General features: G+C 43.2%; 14 protein-coding genes. 4 read left to right on the forward strand and 10 right to left on the reverse strand.

Annotated elements, in window-relative coordinates; translation table 11 throughout:
* Nucleotides 1-39 precede the first annotated feature (39 nt).
* Together H5164_RS07460 and H5164_RS07465 are read right to left on the reverse strand one after the other, a co-directional pair.
* Nucleotides 40-834 carry a transporter substrate-binding domain-containing protein gene (locus tag H5164_RS07460; RefSeq protein ID WP_182755424.1) on the reverse strand — a complete coding sequence of 265 codons (795 nt, stop codon included), beginning with the start codon at nucleotides 832-834 and terminating at the stop codon, nucleotides 40-42.
* Nucleotides 835-1289: 455 nt separating this feature from the next.
* Nucleotides 1290-2045: an ABC transporter substrate-binding protein gene (locus H5164_RS07465; RefSeq protein ID WP_124015163.1), complete on the reverse strand. Its 756-nt coding sequence runs from the start codon at nucleotides 2043-2045 to the stop codon at nucleotides 1290-1292.
* Between the two features lie 568 nt (nucleotides 2046-2613).
* Here H5164_RS07465 and H5164_RS07470 point away from each other — a divergent pair.
* The 3 genes from H5164_RS07470 to H5164_RS07480 all read left to right on the forward strand — a co-directional run bounded on the left by H5164_RS07470 (nucleotide 2614) and on the right by H5164_RS07480 (nucleotide 5965).
* Nucleotides 2614-3105 (forward strand): protein tyrosine phosphatase family protein, encoded by a 492-nt coding sequence (locus tag H5164_RS07470; RefSeq protein WP_259396761.1) that lies wholly within the window; start codon nucleotides 2614-2616, stop codon nucleotides 3103-3105.
* A 794-nt stretch (nucleotides 3106-3899) separates the two neighbouring features.
* Nucleotides 3900-4874: a DUF1852 domain-containing protein gene (locus H5164_RS07475; RefSeq protein WP_124015165.1), complete on the forward strand. Its 975-nt coding sequence runs from the start codon at nucleotides 3900-3902 to the stop codon at nucleotides 4872-4874.
* Nucleotides 4875-4918: 44 nt separating this feature from the next.
* Nucleotides 4919-5965 (forward strand): methionine synthase, encoded by a 1047-nt coding sequence (locus H5164_RS07480; protein ID WP_124015166.1) that lies wholly within the window; start codon nucleotides 4919-4921, stop codon nucleotides 5963-5965.
* Between the two features lie 68 nt (nucleotides 5966-6033).
* Here H5164_RS07480 and H5164_RS07485 read toward each other — a convergent pair whose 3' ends face one another.
* From H5164_RS07485 to H5164_RS07500, 4 genes are all read right to left on the reverse strand, one after another.
* The gene (locus tag H5164_RS07485; protein ID WP_182755428.1) at nucleotides 6034-6984 is read right to left on the reverse strand and encodes a hypothetical protein; all 951 of its coding nucleotides are present in this window, start codon (nucleotides 6982-6984) and stop codon (nucleotides 6034-6036) included.
* Between the two features lie 313 nt (nucleotides 6985-7297).
* Entirely contained in the window at nucleotides 7298-9982 is a 2685-nt protein-coding gene (locus H5164_RS07490) for a TonB-dependent receptor domain-containing protein (RefSeq protein ID WP_124015170.1), read from the reverse strand.
* Between the two features lie 86 nt (nucleotides 9983-10068).
* The gene (locus H5164_RS07495; RefSeq protein WP_182755430.1) at nucleotides 10069-12891 is read right to left on the reverse strand and encodes a hypothetical protein; all 2823 of its coding nucleotides are present in this window, start codon (nucleotides 12889-12891) and stop codon (nucleotides 10069-10071) included.
* 230 nt (nucleotides 12892-13121) lie between these two features.
* Entirely contained in the window at nucleotides 13122-13496 is a 375-nt protein-coding gene (locus H5164_RS07500; RefSeq protein ID WP_124015172.1) for a hypothetical protein, read from the reverse strand.
* Between the two features lie 303 nt (nucleotides 13497-13799).
* Here H5164_RS07500 and H5164_RS07505 point away from each other — a divergent pair, with 303 nt between their 5' ends.
* Nucleotides 13800-15008, forward strand: coding sequence for a potassium/proton antiporter (locus H5164_RS07505; protein WP_124015173.1), 1209 nt, complete (start codon nucleotides 13800-13802; stop codon nucleotides 15006-15008).
* A gap of 67 nt (nucleotides 15009-15075) precedes the next feature.
* On the opposite strand, the gene H5164_RS07510 is transcribed toward H5164_RS07505, so the two are convergent.
* From H5164_RS07510 to H5164_RS07525, 4 genes are all read right to left on the reverse strand, one after another.
* A complete protein-coding gene (locus H5164_RS07510) occupies nucleotides 15076-16293 on the reverse strand; it encodes a M56 family metallopeptidase (protein ID WP_182755432.1) in 1218 nt (405 codons plus the stop codon).
* The gene (locus tag H5164_RS07515) at nucleotides 16293-16667 is read right to left on the reverse strand and encodes a BlaI/MecI/CopY family transcriptional regulator (RefSeq protein ID WP_124015175.1); all 375 of its coding nucleotides are present in this window, start codon (nucleotides 16665-16667) and stop codon (nucleotides 16293-16295) included. Before H5164_RS07515 ends, H5164_RS07510 begins: the two co-directional genes overlap by 1 nt.
* 187 nt (nucleotides 16668-16854) lie before the next feature.
* The gene (locus tag H5164_RS07520) at nucleotides 16855-20067 is read right to left on the reverse strand and encodes an efflux RND transporter permease subunit (protein ID WP_182755433.1); all 3213 of its coding nucleotides are present in this window, start codon (nucleotides 20065-20067) and stop codon (nucleotides 16855-16857) included.
* Between the two features lie 16 nt (nucleotides 20068-20083).
* Entirely contained in the window at nucleotides 20084-21316 is a 1233-nt protein-coding gene (locus H5164_RS07525; protein WP_182755435.1) for an efflux RND transporter periplasmic adaptor subunit, read from the reverse strand.
* Nucleotides 21317-21446: the final 130 nt, after the last annotated feature.

Here is a 21446-nt window from a genome sequence, read left to right on the forward strand (position 1 = left end):
AGCCAAGTGAATAAACTTAACCGTGGGTAGCTCGATGCATCAGTCGTTGATTTCGGGTAACAACTCACGTATTGCCTGATTCAGACGAGCCATAGTCTCTGCATCTACGCTTTTGGAACACATAAGGTAACGATTAAGTCCTGGCGGCATGTCAGAATAATACATTGGCAACAAACCCATGGCACTGATTTCACCCATTCGGTTGATATAATCATAATCTTCCCTGTCTATAAGCATATAGTCGGCCCCATGATTGAGTGACACCATCTTAGCCAAACTCTCCACGGATCGCGCCGAATCTGTTACAGAATGACTTTTACTCTCTATCACCAGATCAAGCTCAGGGCCATAGGACACGTGGGCAACCACGCCGAGCTTGAGTCGTGGGTCTTCGAACAATGAACTTAAGCTCTGGTGTTGTTTTACAAGCTCGATAACCCTGGGGGCCACTAGCACCATATGCGGCCTATCTTTATGGATCACCAGAGAAAAATTTGCATATAACTCCCGGTCGGCCAGCTTATACCAGCTGGGGGAGCAGATAGCTTCACTGTCGTTCTGAATATTAGCAAAAATACGCTTAACCGGGACTTCTGAATAAGTTGCTGCAACATCAGCACGGCGGAAGATCTCCTTGGTCATATCGATAATAAAGCCGCGAGGTTGACCACTTTCGCTATAAGTGTAAGGTGGCTTATCACGATACTCAACTCTTACCCTTGGCGTAGCCCAAGCTTCCAGAGTAGAGCAAACAAGAATTAGAAGTGCGAGCTTTCGCATATATAGAAAATCGAAGGTGAGGAGAGTCGTTGAACAATAAACGACAATGCTCATTTTCGCAAATAGAAACCAAGCTAGGGTAACTCGGTATAATTTTGCAAACTCACTAAGGTTGCTGTTTACGATGAATAAGTGACACAGTCCAACCCGTACTAGCCCGAATGGGCTAAGGATAAGGTTATCCGCATGGGGGTGACAATTGACAGGCACAGTGGTACGGAGTTCATTGGGGTACCCCATTCAAAAGAATGCATGCATAGCCTGCCTCTTTGATGAACATCAGCGCAGTACAATCGCTTATAGCAGGATGAGTCGCATCAAACGTAACAACAAGGGAGAGCAGTTAAATAGATAGCTTAGGCAATAGTCTTAGATCAAGAGCCTTCGGTGAGAGACGATGGTCTTAATTCACCGAAAGCGTCTATGTTTGAGTGACGATATATTGTCTTCAGTATCTTGCTCGCACAAGGCTGAATGGATGTAGAATGACTAACTATAGCGGCACACAATTACTGCCAATCACTGATCCCATAAGATGATAATATTTTATTGAATTCGCCCGATGCCCTTAGCTTTGCGGTTCCCTCATCAATCAACTTGATGTAGCCAGCAGACGTTGCCTTTGCCGGACTGCAGGCAATATACATTTCTGTCGCCTCGCCCAAAGAGCCCGCCGCAACTATGCCACTAACGCCCATATCTTTAAGTTTTGCTCCCATGACACTGGGAGATTCGGCAACAGCATTTACCCTTCCTGCCTGGAGTTTCTTAATGTTGTTTTCAAGGCCATTATTGGCACCTATGGCATCAAACACACTGGGGTTCTCTGTCACATATTTATCAAATTCATCACCGTAGGCATAACCTTTAATTATCGCAATCTTATTTCCTTGTAGTGATGACAGTCCAGTGTAAGTCCAGCTACCTCCTGCTTTAACAAAAAATACCGTACTGTCCATTCCCCAGGGTACCTGAGGATATATAAAATCTGGCGCGTCATCTTTGTAGGCACCCACCACACAGTCAAATTCGCCCTTACGTACTGAGTCAACAGCGCGCTCCCAAGGCATTAATTTGTAATCCACCGTATGACCTGCCGCAGTAAAAATATTGGTTGCTAACTCAATCATGTAACCTGGTTGCTTAGCATTGGGTTGGCCATTCATGGGAAACCAATTGTCGGCTCGAATGCTAATGGTATCCGCCAATACTGCACTACTGCTAAGAACAGAAACTAAGATAAATGACTTTGTAAATGTCTGCATAACACGTCCTTTGATGAGTTTTTTGTCTTGTCTTACTTTAAAAGTAGACTGGATAGTGACACTAAGCAATTTGGAGTCGATATAGACAAGTTTTAACTCGACAATGATATTTGCCAATAGATATCTATTTCACTGTGTTTAACGATGAAAAAGACATTAAACAAGCCTTGATACTGATTAGCAAACCAACCCTGAGCGGATTGTTACTCAAGCGAAAGGACAAATTGAAATATTGAGCAATTTACACAACCATTCACACAACAATTGCTCAATAATGAGATTCAGCAGCAGTGACAACAAAAATAGCCTGTGCCCGTTAGCTGCCAATTTAAGGATTGCTATCACTGGTATTAATTGCAGATAATTGCGCATATCCGACACGCTTAACTATCATCAATGATTAACCAGCTTAGCGGAAATTCGAAACGTGTTATTACATATTCAATCAATCTGAGGGATCCACATGAATATACTGCAACGCTATTGCGTACTGTCAGCTAGCTTATTGATCTGTTGTTTCTTTTTTAGTGCGCAAGTGTTCAGTGCGGATATGAACAAAGGAGGTAGCATGGCTCATATTGACACCAGTAAACTTGGCGACATAAAAGCGGTTAAATTTAATAACCAACAAGTGATTACCGCGGGTTTGCCCACACAGCAGCAATTTGCACAACTCGCTCAAGCAGGTATCAAAACGGTGATTAATCTCATTCCTAATGACAACCCAAATGCATTAAAAAATGAGCAGCAAATAGTGACTCAGCTAGGGATGAATTATCACAATATTAGCGTGGACTGGCAGCATCCTACAAAAGAAGATGTTGAGCAGTTCTTTATCCTGATGAAGCAAAATGGCGACGCTCCAGTGCTAGTCCATTGCGCAGCAAATTATCGTGCGTCAGCATTTTATTATTTATACCAGACCACACAATCTAAAGCGCCTTCAATGGCCGATGCGCTAACGCCTTGGGGCGACTTACAACAAAGCTTTGCTGAATATCCTCAGTGGCAAAAACTGATTGAAGACGTTAAACAGCAATATCAAGCCAAACAACAGTAATGTAAATATTGCGAGCACATTAGCTGAAACCGACAAACTTTTCGATTATCTCTTTGAGAATTCTTAGCTTCAAACCTATGAGAATACAATGGATTGAAGACTATTTATAAAAGAGAAGAATACTTGAGAATGACAAGACGTCAGGCTAGTTTTCGGTGGCAGGGTCGCTCTTTGGCACCTGACCCATATGGATATGGGGAATGTCAGTTGATGTCGAGAACATTATTGACCATGCCCCACGACATTCGAGATTCCATTCACATCAGCTCCCCGTGGAAAACGTTAGAATTTTCACTCGTTACAAATCAGATAGACCGAAGCTGACTACAAATGAAGTTAAAAGCGGGATCCATTTCGTCGCCATTTTTTCGCTGCTGCTGTTTGGTTAGATTGTGAAAATATTGCAGGTTTTAGTACAAAAATATCTCCAGTCTCTTCAACAAGCACTGGCTAACAAGGTCAGATAGCCTGTTATTCAATACTCATATTATCCAGAATTGTCATCCGACACCGCAAACTATGTCTAGGTAATCACGCTTATTTATAATCATGAATACTGCTCATGTAGCAGGTGAAATAAAACCGTTTTTCTTCATGTTCTGACCCACGTATAAATAACTCATGCTTTTAGCGCCAAGCAATATTACAGCTGCTCCCTAAGTAAGCCATCAGGCACCAAGCAAACAAAGCTGTAACAGTGACTTGCTCAGAAAATCAGTACGAATAGAACATATCGATAAAGAGCAAAACATACATTCCGGCTTTTAAATCACAAAATTGGATACCAGATCATCATGAATAAAGATTTCACATTTACGATTAAGAGCATTTGTCTCGATGAAAATTATCATCCATCAAACAATACACGTATCACCACCAACTTTGCGAATTTGGCCAGAGGAAGCTATCGCCAAGCAAACTTGCGCAACGCGTTGAAGATGATTGACAACAGTTTTAATGCCTTAGCGAATTGGGATAATCCTAAAGGCGATCGTTACTCCGTCGAACTTGAAATCATTTCTGTTGATATGGATATTGAAGGTAGTGGTAAAACCTTCCCATCGATTGAAATATTGAAAACGAATATTGTTGATCATCAAACTAATCAACGCATTGAAGGTATTGTAGGAAATAATTTTTCCTCTTATGTGCGGGATTATGATTTTAGCGTATTACTGCAGGCTCATAATAAAGACCAGCCCAACTTCAGTATTCCAGATAACTTTGGCGAACTGCATGGCAAGCTGTTTCAGTATTTTGTTAATTCAGATGCTTACAAACAAAATTTTAACAAAACGCCTGTTATCTGCCTTAGTGTTTCAGATAACAAAACCTATCATAGAACTGAAAATCAGCATCCTGTATTGGGTGTTGAATACCAGCCAAACGAGTCGTCTTTGACTGAGCAATATTTCAAAAAAATGGGCCTACAGGTACGTTATTTTATGCCGCCAAATAGTGTTGCGCCGTTGGCTTTCCATTTCTTTGGTGATCTACTTAATGATTACACTAATCTTGAGCTTATAAGCACCATCAGCACCATGGGAACCTTTCAAAAAATCTACCGACCAGAGATTTATAATGCGAATGCCGCCGCTGGAAAGTCCTATCAACCCAATTTAAAGAACCAGGATCATTCATTAACGCAAATTGTTTATGATCGAGAAGAACGTAGCCAGTTGGCTAATGAGCAGGGAAAGTTTGCTGAAAAACACTTCATCAAACCATATCAAACGGTGCTTGAGCAATGGTCTGCCAATTACGTTTAATCGCTGCGTTTAATAATTACACCCAATATACGGCATGATTTATTATGAAAAAACTTATTAACAAAAGAATACTACCCACTTCAACTGCAGGCAGTTTACCTAAGCCTTCTTGGCTCGCTGAACCCGAAACACTTTGGTCACCTTGGAAACTACAAGGTGAAGAATTAATTAAGGGCAAACAAGACGCGTTACGTTTGTCATTACAAGATCAACAACACGCAGGCATTGATATTGTTGGTGATGGTGAGCAAACACGCCAACATTTTGTGACTACGTTTATTGAACATCTTAACGGCGTTGATTTTAATAAACGTAAAACCGTTAAAATTCGTGATCGCTATGATGCCAGTGTACCAACGGTTGTCGGCCCGGTTAGTCGCCAAAAATCAGTTTTTGTTGAAGATGCCAAGTTTTTACGTCAGCAAACCACACAGCCCATTAAATGGGCTCTGCCAGGCCCCATGACAATGATAGATACGCTTTTTGATGACCATTATAAAAGTCGCGAAAAGCTAGCGTGGGAATTTGCTAAAATACTTAATCAGGAAGCCAAAGAATTAGAAGCGGCAGGTGTTGATATTATTCAATTTGATGAGCCAGCATTTAATGTCTTTTTTGATGAGGTAAATGATTGGGGGATTGCTTGTTTAGAAAGAGCCATTGAAGGACTAAAGTGCGAAACAGCTGTGCATATTTGTTATGGCTATGGCATCAAAGCCAACACAGATTGGAAAAAAACACTGGGTTCAGAGTGGCGACAGTATGAAAAAGCTTTCCCGAAACTACAGCAGTCTAATATCGATATTATCTCACTAGAATGCCATAACTCTCATGTGCCCATTGAGCTGCTAGAACTCATTCGAGGTAAAAAAGTGATGGTTGGTGCCATAGATGTAGCAAGCAATACGATTGAAACACCAGAGGAAGTCGCCAATACCCTCCGAAAAGCACTTCAGTATGTCGATGCCGATAAACTATATCCATGCACCAACTGTGGCATGGCGCCCTTACCTCATCATGTCGCAAGAGGTAAGTTACATGCATTGAGTGCAGGGGCTGAAATTGTTAGAAAAGAGCTCTCGGCCAAGTGATTGTTGAACCTTGAGGGTTAACATTTATTCAATCTAGGGGATTTCATCGCAGCGCGGGTGCAAATTACCTAAAATTGAGTTCGATAAGCCTTTAAATCAACTTTATACAATGGCGCAGGTAGATTTTCAGACGTGATGTAAATACTGCGGCCATCTTGACTAAAACCCACCGCTTCGGCTTGTCTGATATTGGGTAAATTGATCTGTTGTGGCGGTGAAGAAAACAGCGTTAACCAATCGCCTGGCTCTGTTTGAGTAAAATAGAACGCGTGAGTGTAGGTTAATACCACCGCCGATAAGCCATCAGCAGAAATGTCCATTGCCGTAGGCTTTCCGGCAAAACCTATCCAAGTATAGATACTGGTGTAATCGAGCATCGCCGATGGTAACGGCGCTATCTCGCCCAACTTTTTTGCTTGCCTGTTGAACTGTTTAGTTGAATTAGCGGCTAGATTGTTAGCTGAATGGTTTGATTCAGTTTGTCCTAAAGCAGGATCGATCAATGGCAACTCATACAAAATCGGCAATTTATCACGTTTAGTCAGTAGCAGTATTTTTTGCTTGGCAACATCAACCGCTACAGATTCACTATCGTGAGCACCATCTCCATAGGTAAATGTCATACTCCAACTGGGTTTGACCGAGAGTAGTTTATTACCGTGTAATTGACTCAAATCAGGCTCTTTGATCAGATGTAATTGATACTGCGATCGTTGCGCCTGGTTATCACCGATATCGGCGATGAGTAAATAAGACTGATTGTGATACGTAAACGAGGCTATATCTTCCCAATCGATACTTTTTACCCCTTCAACGTTAACCGTTGCCAGCTGCTTACCGCTTGAGTCAATCGCAAACAATCGCGCCGAATCGCCGCTATCATTATGTACCCATAATACCTTGTCATTAAGTCGCGATATGGCTAAACCACTGGCCTCATCAATATCAGATGACACAATCGTACCGGCTTGAGTGAGCCCTAGAGGCATAGCACAAGCACTGGCTGATAACGCTAACATTATGTAAACACATATTTTAAGGTGAATGGATACGGATGATACTTTGGGCATTAAGGTGGTTCCATCGAGAGTTCAATCATGAGCGAATCTGTATTCTACCCAATTTGGAATGAAAAAGTGTCAATGTCTAAACTGGGGTTAATCTATTCATCATGAGGATAAGCTGAACTTATATGAGTTTCGCAGCGACATAACCTAAAAAGGCCACTTTCTTTGTTCCGAAGAAAGTGGCCGTGCACATTTTTAGCGATTGAAATGATGAGTAAAAATCACTAAAAACCAGTACTCTTCTAAGTCTTAAAACTAACGCGTATTAGTATTGATAACTAAACTGCAAGGTAAATTCAGTGCCAGGATCTTTGGCATAAACTTCAATATCTTGCTGTTGGTATTCCGTGGTTTCACCTAAGATATTCTTCGCTTTTAACTTCACAGTAGTGCTGGTTGTCGGGAAGAAACTATAGGTAAAATCTAGGCTGTGAAATGGCTTTTCTAATACATCATCTAAACCACCACGTCCGCCGTAAGCAATGCGTTCGCCAAACACGTTATATACCAATGTAGCACTGTGATAACTGTCTGATGAGTCGTAACTTAATTGTAAGTTAGCCACCCATTGTGAATGCCCAGTCATACGACGCGTTTGATTGGTTGGGTCAATTTCGCCATTAGCAGCGATATTGATTTCTGAGTCGCCAAGGGTTAAGTTCCCCGCCACAAAGAAGTCTTCCCAAATACTGCCTTCGCTGCCCAAAAACGCCAATTCTTGTAAAAACTCGGTTTCAAGACCATACACATAACCCGACTCGGCGTTATAAAACTTCAGCTGACGACCGGCTTCTGAAATACGTTGAATAGGTTCAATCGGTGCATCTACATCCTTATAGAACGCGCCCATACTGAAATTGTTACCCGAATCTGAGTAATATTCCCAACGTAAGTCGAAGTTTAGAATGTCGGAGCTCTTAAGTTCTGGATTACCGAAGAAATCAAAATCGGTAACCGGATCTTGGAAGCGAACTGGCGATACTTCACGGAGATCTGGACGCACTATGGTTTTACTTGCGCCTAAACGCCACTGAGTGGTGTCGGTTTGTTTCCAGGTTAATGATAACGACGGGAACCAACCATCTTCAGCGATGGCGTAATCCGCCAAATCGTAACGGCCACCTTCATCTGAAATCTGTCCATTTGGGTCAATAGGCAAAGTGACACGGCGGAAGTCTTCGTAGCGAAGACCAGCATAGACTCGCCATACATCGTCAAAGTCGATGTCCATGCTGACAAAAGCAGCATCGTTTTTCTCGGCGGCAATGTAGTCTTCAGTATCGGTTGACGCGTCTTTTAGCTCTAGCCCTAGAGTGTTGTCGTTGATATTTTTATCAGAGAAAATATCATTAAAGTCGCCGGATAAAATACCACCGTTAACATCTGTTGGGCTTAAATCAACATCAAAACCTAAGCGGGTAGCATAGCTTTCTCGGGTGCGTTCAAAGTATTCATAACCCGTTGTCAGTTTAATCACTGTGGCATCTAAATTGATTGGGTAAGTAAAGTCCCAAGCGTAGTTTTGAGTGTTATCTTCTAAGCGGCTGTAGACATACTTAGGTGCATCTTGAGTGTTAAGATTGCGAGAGAGTAACTGGTTGTTTGCATCTAAAATCACGTTATAGGTATACGACACTTCATTTGGTGCATAACGCTCAGAACGTGCATCAGAAAACTTCCAATTAAATTCAGCGTCATTCAAATACTCAATGAAATGATGACCTTTTATTTGATTACTGATTAATGAACGTTCTTCGTAATCAATAGCATAGACTTGCAGTGCATTAGGCTCGCCTAAGGTATCGATAGTTTCTTCAATACCCGTTGATACGTCATCTGAGGTATCTTGAAGATAAGTGGTGAAGGTTTCGATTTTATGGTTGTAGCCAATTTCTAAACCTAAGTTCAACATGCCAGACACCTGCACTATCGAATCGGTGCCAACAATATCTTTTTGGTTTTCAACTTGCACTTGGCTGCTGTCACCATCAAGTTCAACTTCACGTTTAGTGTAATTTTCAGCTTGTTTCTTGTACGACACCGCAGACAAAGCACCAAAAATGATGTCGTCGCTAATGTCCCAACGATCACCAATGGCAATATCACCGCGCACGGCAGGATCTGTACTTTGACTTTGTAGCGTCATGTCGCGATACATATCTAACGCTAACTCACGGTTAATTTGTTGCGCCGCAGGGTAGTTAATCGCTCCATTTGAGCCACTGACGATATCAATCGGGCTGATGCCACCGTATTGATCAATAGTATTATTAATGTTGCTTGGCATACCGCGGGTGCCATCGTCTTGGCCAGTCCAATCATCGCCACCACCGTTATAGGTGTAGCTGTCATTCGAGTCATTAGTGTTATAACGACCGCCTACTGAAGCTTTAAAAAAGAAATCTGCAGGGATAGATTTAGTACGAATATCCACATGTCCGCCACCAAATGCTGCTGGCGCATTGGCTGACGCTGACTTTTGCACCGATAACGATTCAATGATCGATGCTGGGAACATATCCAGTGGCACTACGTTACGGGTTGGATCCGGTGAGGGTACAGTCGCGCCGTTAAGCGAAGTACTTGAATAACGTTCACCCAGACCACGAACATAGATAAATTTACCATCTTTTAAGGTCAAACCGGTCACTCGACGAAGCGCTGCTGCTGCATCACCGTCACCGGTTCTTGAAATTTGTTCTGAGCCCATAATATCGGCTACAGCAATTTGTTCACGACGCTCTTCGGTTGCTTCTGATGCTGAGCTGCGTAAACGCCCTGTCACTGAAATCACTTCAATGGGTTCAATCGGAATCACTTCACCAGGATCACGAACAGGAGCGGGTTCTTGCGAGTATACGGGGGTTGTGGTTAATAACGTTGCCGCAGAAATCACAGAGATAATGGCAAGGCTTAACTTATTAACGGTAAAACTCGGCTTGGTTTTCATACTTATACTATCCTGTATGCGGTTCAGAGATAGCCGCCCTTGCGAGCGGCTATTAATAGGTCACAGATTTAGTTCATCAAAGGTGATTACTGTGGAAAGTAAGCCCAACCTTGACGCCAGTCATTCTGGCCATCGAATGCACCAATAAAGTTGGTTGATTCGAAGAAGCTATCATCTGTACTTAAATCTTTACCTTTACCAAGTAGTGTTGTATCGGTTGCTGCTGGCATGCCGTCAGTGATAGTCACTGCCGTTGCAGAGTTACCTTGTTGACCCAAGAACCAGGTTTCAGTATTAATCGCGGTAGTACCTGAAGTCTTGAATGGCTCATTACAATCGATAATTGAATGAGACATCACTAAGGTGTTGTTATTCACGTTATCAACCAAGCTTGATACTGAACCATCTAGCTCTAAACACTCACCAGACTCAGTGTCAGCAGTACTACCTTTGCGGCCTTGCACAAGTACGTTGTATAACTCACCTGCTGTTCCCACTCGAAGTAAGATACCTTCGCCGTTGTCACCGCTAGCGTTTGCAGTATCTGTACCGGGTAGAATAGTGAAGTTAGCTAACTTAGGGGCAGAAACAGGGGTCGCTGCTGCACCAGTACTGCTGCTATCAGCTTCAATACCGCGGTTTGCATTGCCGTCTTCATGAGTGATGTAGACAAACTGTGCTTTACCCGTCCAACCATTGGTCCAGTCTAAGCTGTCATCGAAGTTGGCTGTTAAGTAGACATATTTCAAGTTTACAGCACCGCCCCAAAACTCAACGCCATCGTCGCCGTTAGCGTGAATTTGAATATGGTCTACTTGAGTTCCGCTGCCTACTGCCGCAAATGAGATACCGTTCATTTCTTGAGTATCATTGACTTTAAAGCCAGCATACTTAACTACTACGTAACTGATTTGTCCGCTGTTATCTGCGTTGTCGTTACCACCATATGGGAAGTCACCGACTTCAAACGATGCATCACAAGCCGTTTTATCTGGGCAGGTATTTGTTAAACCGTTACCTAAGATAACTAATCCACCCCATTGTCCGCGCTCACCAGTGGCACCGGCAATAACATCTTCTTCAGACGTCATTTCGATTGGGTGAGTAGCACTACCTTGAGCCATAATTTTAGAACCACGGCTAATGGCAATATAGCTGTTAGATGTCGCGAATAATTTAACACCCGCTTGAATTGCTAATGTTGCCGATGTGGTTTTATCTGCCCCGACAAGAACAGCGCCGCCATCAATTTTGTACATCACGTTCTGACCAGCAAGTAAGGTTGTGTTACTCAGAACATTCCCTTCTAGGGTACAAATAAGCGTCACTGATGCATCTTTATATAAACCCGCTGTCGCAGCTGAAGCTGTGGTGCCAACAGGACAAGAAGTTAACACCGGCAGCTCAGTTGGTGTTGGCGTCGCATCATCATGGATTGCTGTAGTCCAACCAGTCGTCCAATCATTTGTGCCGTCAAATGCACCAATATACTGGGCATTCACTAAGCGAGAATCAAGGTTGCTTAAGTCAGCTTTACCACCGGTTAAGGCTACCGATGATGAATTAGGCATATAGTCAGTTAAATCTGCTGCAGCAACTAAGTTACCGTCTTGGTCGTTAAACCATGCTTCAACATCTAATGCCAATGTACGACCTTCTGCTGCATCTGCCTTAGCATTTTTAAACGGCTCAACACAGTCAATTAAACTGTTCTGCATGATTAATTCTGCAGTATTGGCATTGTTTACTGTGTCGTCATCGTTAACTTCTAAACATTCGCCCGAATCAACATCACCTTTAACGAGCATGTTATAAGCATTAACACCTGTGCCTTTACGGAACAAAATGCCTTCTGCATCGTCACCGCCACTGTTAGTGCCGTTAGCGACTTGGATAGTGAAGTTGGCGAGTGTTGGTTTCGACATAGGTAATGCGCTTGCGTCGCTGTTACTGTCGGCTTCAATACCACGGTTAGAACCGTTATCAGCTTGACGAATATAAACGTGTTGTGCGCTACCTTGCCAACCGTTAGTCCAATCTAACGAGTCATCAAAGTTTTCTGTTAGTACGATATTGGTAACGGAAACATTGCCGCCCCAAAATTCAAAACCATCATCGTTATTCATGTGCACTTGTACGTGATCAACTTCAGTACCCGCACCTACAGCAGCAAAACTGATGCCGTTCATTTCTTGTGTGTCGTTAATTTTGAAACCACCAAACTCAACGCGTACATACTTGATTGAGCCAGAATTATCTTCAGTATCGTTGCCGCCGTAGCTATGGTTACCCACTTCAAAAGACGCTGAACAATTGGTTAAATCAGGACATGTGTTTACCGGTGCATTACCAAGTAACACTAAGCCACCCCACTGACCCGCTTTACCCTCTTGCCCTAAAGCGGTTTCAACTGAAGTAAATACGATTGGCGCAGTTGCTGTACCGTCGGCAATGATTTTTGAACCACGGCTGATCACTAAATAAGAATCGCTACCACCGAGTATTTTAGTGCCGGGCAAAATAGATAACTCAACCGAATTGGCGTTATCGCCACCGGCGATGACAGCACCATCTAGCTGCCAAACAACATCATTACCTAGTACAATTTTGTCGCCATCTTGGCCACCAGTAGTCACGGTTGATGCGGCGGTTGAAGGCGCTAATGTTCCTTTTAATACCCAAACTTCTTTTCCATCAACAGCAGTCATTGTGGTGCTTTTAGTTGCAAAGCCACTGTATGATTTTTCTTGAGCTGTCTGAGTTGGAGTAGTTGGCGTTGTTGGTGTGGTAGGGGTAACAACATCACTACCTGTATTGATATTAATATCGCCACCACAACCAGCGAGCCCTAATGTTGCAGCAAGAGCAGTAGAAAGTGCAGTCAGTTTAAAAAGATTTTTCAGTTCCATTATCATCTCCGGAGACGGATGTAAGCATGTGAGTAAGTTGGCTGGATGACAAACTAACCTGCAAAAATGACAAAGAGACTGCTTAAATATTACACTCACATTTCATTAACATTTCAGAAATATTCAAGTTCAATGGTGCTGCGGCTTAGGAGGAATTTTACTTGCGAAAAAAATTAACAAAAAAGACAAAAAAATAACTTAGCAACTGTTTGCATAACAAATAAGAGTGGTTAATTGATGCTGACATATACTGCCCATAAGCCAAATATCAGCGCACTTACACCAGCAGGTCTGAACCAACTAATACAATGTGTACCGGCCCATAAAGCAAACATCTTATGATATTTCTCAGTCATAAAAACTAAAAAAACTGCAATGATAAACAGCAAGTTAGCTATCACCTCAAACACTAGCGGGAATGAAGTATTATCCGCATCGAGTAACAATGCTGCGCCAATCATTAACCGAGAAATGATTTCGACAGCATGAAAATACCTTTGGCGACTAAATAGAACAATAGCATCAGCAAAACCTTGTGGCTTAAGTAACATAAACAGCCCAACACAACTGATGATAACACCCCAAACACTAATTAATATCGCCATGATGTCTCCACAATGCACTTATATATGCAGATATTAGCACCAAATAATGTAATGAAAATGTGGCAAACTAATATTGTTTAGCAGGAAAAAAGATCTATCAATTATGATGAAAGCTAAAGTAGAGTGGCTCATAGCCGCTATTTATAAACTCTGATACCTGAACGCATGCTAGTTGGTGCAAATCACTGATGAGTTATAAATTAATATTAATAACTATTAATAAATACTCATAAAGCAAGTTTGGGCTAATTTAATGTTAAAATAGCCATTTAATAACGTTTAAATTAGCCAAGGAGTGCCTATATGCCATCTGATATCATTATTTTAGGGATCTCTATTCTTATTGCTATTGGCATTTTGCTCCATCACCCTTCTAAGACATTAGGCCTACCCTCACTCTTAATTTTCATGGGTGTAGGACTTGCCTTTGGTAATGGGGAATTTGGTTTTGTATACGATGATCTGCAACTGACCTCGTTGATTGGCACTCTCGCATTAAACACCATAGTATTTGTGGGCGGGCTGAATACACCAATGAAAAATATTCAATTTTCTTGGAAAGAAGGCGGCATGCTGTCCACTGCCGGCGTCATCTTCACGACAATCATTTTTGGCTTTATCCTGAATGCCTTACTCGACTTTAACCTCATTACTTGCATGTTATTTGCGGCGGTAGTGTCATCGACTGATGCTGCAGCCGTATTTTCTATTTTAGAATCCAAAAAACTTAAATTAAAACACGGCACCGGCACTATTTTAGAATTCGAATCGGCCACTAATGACCCGGTCGCCTTGCTGATGGTTATCATGCTAACCGACTACATTATCAATAGTACTAACGGCGCTCCGACAACAATATCGATACTATTAAACCTAGGACAACAAATTGGTGTTGGGGCAATTATTGGCCTATTGATGGGTAAAATAACCGTTTGGACATTGAATCGTATCAAACTACCTGAATTTGGACTTATTCCTGTATTTATTTTGGCGACTTTTGCCATCACAGTATCTGGTACCGAAATATTAGGCGGTAACGAACTGATTGCGGTTTACATTACCGGAGTGATTATTGGTAACTATTTAAAGAAAGGTGCTGAAGTCAGTAAGCATTTTTTTAATGGGATTTCTTGGTTAGCGCAATCATTAATGTTTATTATTTTGGGCTTACAAATATTCCCGCAGCAGTTATTACCTGTGTTTATGGTGTCTTTACTGCCTGCTATCTTGCTTATTCTGGTGGCACGGCCATTAGCGGTGCAATTGTGTTATCTGCCCTTTAGGCAAGCAACTTGGCGCAAGCGTTTGTTTGTCTCTATGATAGGTCTAAAAGGCGCTACGCCAATTGTATTTGCGCTGATCCCCGCTGCGGCAGGTGTTGAAGGTTCGCGAGAAATGATCCACATGGTGTTTTTTATTGTGCTGATATCGGTCATTGTTCAAGGCGCAGCCATCGAACCACTTGCCAATAAACTGGGACTCAAATTAAAGCCCAAACCGCCTCAGGTTTAAAAATGATTCAATGCCCCATAGCAATGAGGCATTGAATCATTTTCAATATTGGCGATATGACTAAACCCTAATTTACTGTGATTCTCTCCACTGATTTTTCAGGCTGATGGATCACATAATCTAACTGTACTTGTACGTCTTTAAAACCATCTGCTGAAGTTTGATACTGCCACTGTTCAAGCGCCTCAACTGCCGATGCGTCGAACATTTGTTTTGGCGCTGACTTCATTACCCTAACATTACTCACTTTTCCTGCTGGGCTAATATCAAATATCATTTGCACATAGCCGTTGAGCCCTTCTTTAGCGGCATCTATGGGATAGCTAGGCTCAATTCTGATTACTGGCATTGCCATAGCATCAGTGTTGGTTTTAGCCTTAAGATTGTCACCTGCCAATGCCTGCTGATTAAACATAAAGGCACTCATACCAATAACCAAGGTCATTCCAATCAATGCTAGGGTGCTTTTTCCATGTTGCTTTTTCATCTGTAAGATCCTCTCTTTTAAGATAGTTTTGTCCCCATAAGGGGTGTGTAGCATGCTCAAAGGTGCATGCTGTGAATAGGCCAATAGTGTTTTGCTATAGGCAATTTTAGCTTGGGTTTTCATGTCGGCGGTCACTTGCGCATCACATGACAATTCTTGATCTTGTCTAAATCGGCGGTAGCTGAGCCACATCAAGGGATTGAACCAAAACAACACGGTTAAGCCATAAGCCAATATATTCATCCACAAATCACCACGTTGATAGTGATACATCTCGTGCTGAATAATGGCTTGCTGCTGGCTATCATCGAGTTGCATAAAGCTATGAGGGACTAAAATACTGGGGGTGAAAAATCCCGCTAACATAGGTGATTCAATCTGAGAATGAACCAGCACCTTAAGCTTGCTAGAGCTTACCTCTAGCGGTTTTGCATCATTAATTAACCGTTGCAGATTGGCGTATTCCATTACGATATTAATCACTAATAAGGCAACCACTGCGGCGTAGAGATAAGGCAAATAGCGTTGATCAAGTAAACCTGCCGACAAGGCAACAGTATCGTTAGCCAACACATAATATTGCTCGATGACTGAGACGCTATTACCGCTGCCAAACCAGCTAAAGTGCTGTGGTAATATCATTTGCAGTAAATCGGCAAAAACAAATAGCGGCACTGATATCCACATAAAATAGGTATAGTGCGCGCCAAGCTTAGACAATAAAAACCGATGTAATAGCAGTATTGCCAAACACACCATACTCAGTGAAAGGGTTTGTTCCATAAACCAATTGATCATCACTTTTGTTCCTTTTGCCAATCATCGAGTAAAGTTTGCAGGTCGGCGACATCTTCTGCCGACAGTTTGTTTTTCTGCGCAAATCCGGCAACCAGTGGGGTTAACTTGCCGGCAAACATGCGATCCACAAAAGAAAGCGACTCTTTAACGGTATAGTCCTGCTCAGCGATTAACGGTGAATAATGGTAAACCCGCCCCTGTTTTTCAAAACTGACGGCTTGTTTTTTAACTAAACGATTAAGCAAGGTTTTCACCGTTTTCTCATGCATGTCATGGCTTTGTGCTAAGGCATCAACCACTTCGCTCGAGGTTAATGGCGACTGTTGCCAAAGCTGCTGCAACACCACTAATTCACTATTGCTGATCTCTTTCATGCTATACCGCTCATTTGTTGTTAAAACTTGTGAGGACAAAAAAGGATTACAGACGTAATCTATTTATTTAAATTACAACTGTAATCTTAAATAAGCAAGCAGTTTTTTACATGATTTACTCATAAAAATGAAAAAGCCTAATCAGATGATTAGGCTTAAGATTGAAGTATTATTTAGCGAATAGGCTTTATGACAATGATAGTTTATCGCGATACAACCATTGATAAACCGTAGGCAACACTAATAACGTCAAGGCGGTTGAGCTAAACAAACCGCCGATGATCACGACAGCTAACGGCTGTTGAATTTCACTGCCCACGCCAGACGATAACAAAATAGGGATCAGCCCTAATGCAGAGGTGAGTGCCGTCATTAACACCGGACGTAAACGCCCTACTGTACCTTGATAAACACTGTCGTATAGGCTTTCAGTTGATGATTGTCTGCGCTGGTTAATTGAGTCCACCAGCACCACACCATTTAACACCGCAACACCAAACAAGGTGATAAAGCCAATGGAGCTGGGCACAGATAAATAGGTGCCAGTAGCATATAAAGCCACTACGCCGCCGATTAATGCCAATGGCACATTAGCCATAATCAAGGCCACTTGTTTGACTGAACCAAACGAGAAATACAGCAATAGGCCAATCAGTGCGATAGAAATGGGCACCACTAACATTAGCTTTTGTTGCGCTCGTTGCTGGTTTTCATATTGGCCGCCCACCACCACAGTATAGCCAGCAGGTAATTCAGCTTGCGGCACTATGGCATAAATATCATTGACCACCGAGCCCATATCACGCCCCGACACGTTGGCTTGCACCACCACGCGGCGCTGTACATCGTCACGACGAATATTCGGCGGCGCCATTTCAATCACCACATCAGCGAGATCGCCCAAGCGAACAATCGCACCATTGGCGCCACTGAGGAGCAAATCTTCAATTGCATCAGGCGCATTACGATATTGCGCGGCTAATCGCAGGTTAATGTCATAACGGGCGTTACCGTCAATCACCTGACCAGCGCTGGCACCACCAATACCTTGAGTGACTAAACTCATCACTTCATCAACGCTGATCCCATAACGTGCCAGTACTTCACGTTTAGGCCGAACCACTAACTGAGCTTCACCGCTGACTTGTTCTAACGATACATCAACCGCCCCAGGAATGGCTGCGACTAAGTCTGTTAGTACCTGACCTTTTTCCGATAATATGCTCAAATCTGGGCCAAATATCTTAATCGCTAACTGCGCTTTAACCCCTGATAATAGCTCATCCACTCGAGTCGCAATGGGTTGTGAGAAGGTCAGCAATAATCCCGGGAATATCGCTAATCTTTGCTCCATTAAGCGCTGAAGCTCAAAGCGGTTACTTGCCGATGTCCATTGCTCTATCGGCTTAAGACCAATATAGATTTCAATATTACTCACAGGTTCGGGGTCGCCGCCAAGCTCTGGTGCGCCAATGCGACTTAAGGCATATTCCACCTCTGGAAACTCCAGCAGCATGGCTTCAATTTTAGGCGCGACGTTAATAGAAGTGGCCAAGCTTGCTGTCGGTGCCAGTGTGACGCGTAAGTTAATGGTGCCTTCTTCGAGTTCTGGCACAAATTCAGTGCCTAACTTTGGCAATAACAACATGCTTGAGATAAACAACACTACAGCGGCTAACATCACCGATTTAGGGCTTGATAATACCAGTGTCAAAATACGGCGATAAACCGCATCAATGGGTGCCAGCACTTTACTTTGACGCACCACAACACCGCGTTTGAACAAGAATACCGCTAATGCGGGTACTGCAAATAATGCCACCACCAATGCCGCCATCATGGCTAAAATAATGCTAATCGCCATCGGCTGAAATAACTTACCTTCTACACCTTCAAGGGCAAATAACGGCATAAACACCACGATGATAATCGCTGTCGCAAAGAAGATAGGGCTGCACACTTCTTTGGCCGCCAGCATGACCCTAATCGCCATACTTTGGGTTTGGGCATCAGAGTCACTTTTACGAGTAGCATGATGATCACCATCAAGATGCACAGCAGCATTTGGGTTGGCGCCCGTTTCAGCGCTAACATGCTTGAAGATGTTCTCAACCATCACCACCGAGCCATCAACGAGCATACCTATTGCGACCGCCAGACCACCCAAGGACATTAAGTTAGCCGACATACCATAATAAGACATGATCAATAACGCGATCCCGATCGACACTGGGATCGACAGCAATACCAATAAGGTGGCGCGGATGTTGACCAAAAACAACGCCAGAATAATCACGATAAACCCAAAGGCCATTAATAACGCTTCAACGACTGTGGTCACCGCTTGCTCGACCAAATCGGCTTGGTCATAAAACACCTCAAATGACACTCCTTTTGGTAAGGATTGCTCAATCAAACTAATACGTGAATTGATGTCATCAATGGTGGCTTTGGTATTGGCTCCCATGCGTTTAAGCACGACACCAGCAACAACTTCACCCAGTGCTTGTACATCAGATGACGAGTTATTATCAGCAGCTTGCCTACGCGACATGGTCACTGCACCGACTCTTATTTCACTACCAAATGCCACGTTAGCAATGTCGGCCACTCGAATGGGCGTGCCATTGATTTCGGTTAACGGAATGTCGGCAATGGCTTGTAAGCCAGCATCGCCTGCGGGCAATAAACCATAACCACGGACCACTAGTTGCTCTTGGCCTTGGTCCATAAACCAACCGCCTGCGTTACGATTATTACTTTCCAATGCTTGGCTAACTTGGGTCAGCGACAAGCCATAACTGCGCAGTTTATTAGGGTCAACTTGCACTTGGTATTGCAGCACCTCGCCGCCAAATGACAATACTTCGGTCACACCGCTTACTGGCATTAATATCAGCTTAACTAAGTAATCATTTAAGCTACGCAGCTCAGATGCGCTGATATGGGTTTCAGGTTCAGCCCGTAAAATGTATTGATAAATTTGCCCTAAACCTGAGGTGTTTGGGCCTATTTCAGGAGTGCCAACACCCGCAGGAATCGACTCTTTGGCAGCTTGTAGTTGTTCAAACACTTGCTGACGGGCAAAGTAAATATCGGTTCCCTCGGCAAATACCACTGTCACCAACGACAAACCAGTGCGCGATAATGAACGCACTTCAGTCACCGCGGGTAAGGCATACATAGCCGACTCGACCGGATAACTAATCAGTTTTTCAACTTCTTCGGCAGCCAAACCTTCAGCTTCTGTGTTAATGGTCACTTGCACATTAGTCACATCTGGAAACGCATCTAAATTTAGTTTTGGCAGCATGAATATTGAAGCCACAACCGCTGCGAGCAAGCTAAGTAAAACCAATAACCGCTTTTCAACGGCAATCTCAATTAATTTATATAACATGATGATGTCCTAGCGCTTAGTGATTGTGGATGTCAAAACCAGCTTTGGCTTGCTCAGATGCTAAGAAAAAAGCCCCTGAAATAACTACCCGAGTTTTCGGTGTTAAACCGCGAATAAAACTCAACCCGCGTTGACGCTCAACCACAGTCACCTCGACTGCACTGAACTTCCCCTCCTGCTCAATAAACACTTGCCAGTCGCCATCACCACTGCGAGTTAACGCAGCATCAGGCACAATAAAGCCAACCGATTTCACCTGCTTATCTTCCGCTAGGTACAATTCGGCAAACTCTCCTGCATGTAATTCATGGCCTGGATTTGCCATTCTCACCAACACTTGCTCGGTACGGGTTTGCGCACTAATTTCATGGGAACGACCAATAATAATGCCGTCACGAGTACGATCACCGACACGCACTAACACATTGCGGCCCATATCCACTTGATCCGCTTGTAGAGGCGTAAGCTCGGCCTGCACCCATAAATACGACTCATCGGTGAGTTGCATTAAAGGCGTACCCGCATCGAGTACCTGGCCTAACGTCGCGACATCTTGTTGAACTCGCCCATTGATAGGTGCTAATAACTGGAACTGGCCAATCGAACTCGGTGATTTAGCTAAGGCTTTAATTTGCGCGGGTGTCATCATGATGGCTTGTAAAATAGCTCGCTTTAACTCGGCATTCACTTCGATTTGCATCCGCTGACTGGCACTGATGGTGCCTGGGGTCATGCGCTTGATCCGATCCCATTCAGTGGCGGCATTAATGTAATCGGCTTGGGCAGCAGCAATGTCAGCACCACCAATGGTTAACAACGGCTGCCCCTGGGTGACCTGCTCTCCGGGCACTACATGACGCTTGAGGATCTGCATGTCTAATTGCGGGGCTATGGTAATGGTTTTGTCTTTATCGACGATTAATTGCGCGGTCGCGACCGCCTGTAAATTAAACGCTTGTAGGCTCAATTCAGACACTTCAATTCCGGCTAACTGTCTTTGCTCAGTATTTAAGCTTAACAATAACTCTTGGTGGTCAGTTGCTGTAGATTCATTGCTTGCCTGAACAGGCAAGCTCGATAATAAGAATAATGATGTCAATAACCCAGAACAGAGCAATAGCCCCCTCTGGCTATTTATCCATGCTGTTGAATGAGCAATGATAACGACACGACTCTTGAGATGAGGTACGGTAAATTTGGCATTTAATCCTGCCAATAAAGATAAAAGCGCTACTAATTTGGTTTTCATGGTCAATCCTAAAAACAATCTAGACCGTCGACAACCCCAGAAGGAATCAACGATAATCGGTTTAGCCACCAGCCTTAATAAGCGTCAGATAACGTTAAAATAAAATGCAAAAAAGTAGCACTCATTTACG

Origin of the sequence: Shewanella sp. SG41-3 (genome assembly GCF_014164545.1) — a bacterium.
In the GTDB taxonomy this organism is placed as follows: Bacteria; Pseudomonadota; Gammaproteobacteria; order Enterobacterales; family Shewanellaceae; genus Shewanella; species Shewanella vesiculosa.

Bases quoted from the DNA above. Each gene is read 5' to 3' on its own strand.
- H5164_RS07480 (WP_124015166.1), top strand. From the start codon at position 4,919: ATGAAAAAACTTATTAACAAAAGAATACTACCCACTTCAACTGCAGGC.
- H5164_RS07515 (WP_124015175.1), bottom strand. From the start codon at position 16,667: ATGAAAGAGATCAGCAATAGTGAATTAGTGGTGTTGCAGCAGCTTTGG.
- H5164_RS07500 (WP_124015172.1), bottom strand. From the start codon at position 13,496: ATGGCGATATTAATTAGTGTTTGGGGTGTTATCATCAGTTGTGTTGGG.
- H5164_RS07465 (WP_124015163.1), bottom strand. From the start codon at position 2,045: ATGCAGACATTTACAAAGTCATTTATCTTAGTTTCTGTTCTTAGCAGT.
- H5164_RS07505 (WP_124015173.1), top strand. From the start codon at position 13,800: ATGCCATCTGATATCATTATTTTAGGGATCTCTATTCTTATTGCTATT.
- H5164_RS07490 (WP_124015170.1), bottom strand. From the start codon at position 9,982: ATGAAAACCAAGCCGAGTTTTACCGTTAATAAGTTAAGCCTTGCCATT.
- H5164_RS07495 (WP_182755430.1), bottom strand. From the start codon at position 12,891: ATGGAACTGAAAAATCTTTTTAAACTGACTGCACTTTCTACTGCTCTT.
- H5164_RS07525 (WP_182755435.1), bottom strand. From the start codon at position 21,316: ATGAAAACCAAATTAGTAGCGCTTTTATCTTTATTGGCAGGATTAAAT.
- H5164_RS07460 (WP_182755424.1), bottom strand. From the start codon at position 834: ATGAGCATTGTCGTTTATTGTTCAACGACTCTCCTCACCTTCGATTTT.
- H5164_RS07470 (WP_259396761.1), top strand. From the start codon at position 2,614: ATGGCTCATATTGACACCAGTAAACTTGGCGACATAAAAGCGGTTAAA.
- H5164_RS07475 (WP_124015165.1), top strand. From the start codon at position 3,900: ATGAATAAAGATTTCACATTTACGATTAAGAGCATTTGTCTCGATGAA.
- H5164_RS07510 (WP_182755432.1), bottom strand. From the start codon at position 16,293: ATGATCAATTGGTTTATGGAACAAACCCTTTCACTGAGTATGGTGTGT.
- H5164_RS07520 (WP_182755433.1), bottom strand. From the start codon at position 20,067: ATGTTATATAAATTAATTGAGATTGCCGTTGAAAAGCGGTTATTGGTT.
- H5164_RS07485 (WP_182755428.1), bottom strand. From the start codon at position 6,984: ATGTTAGCGTTATCAGCCAGTGCTTGTGCTATGCCTCTAGGGCTCACT.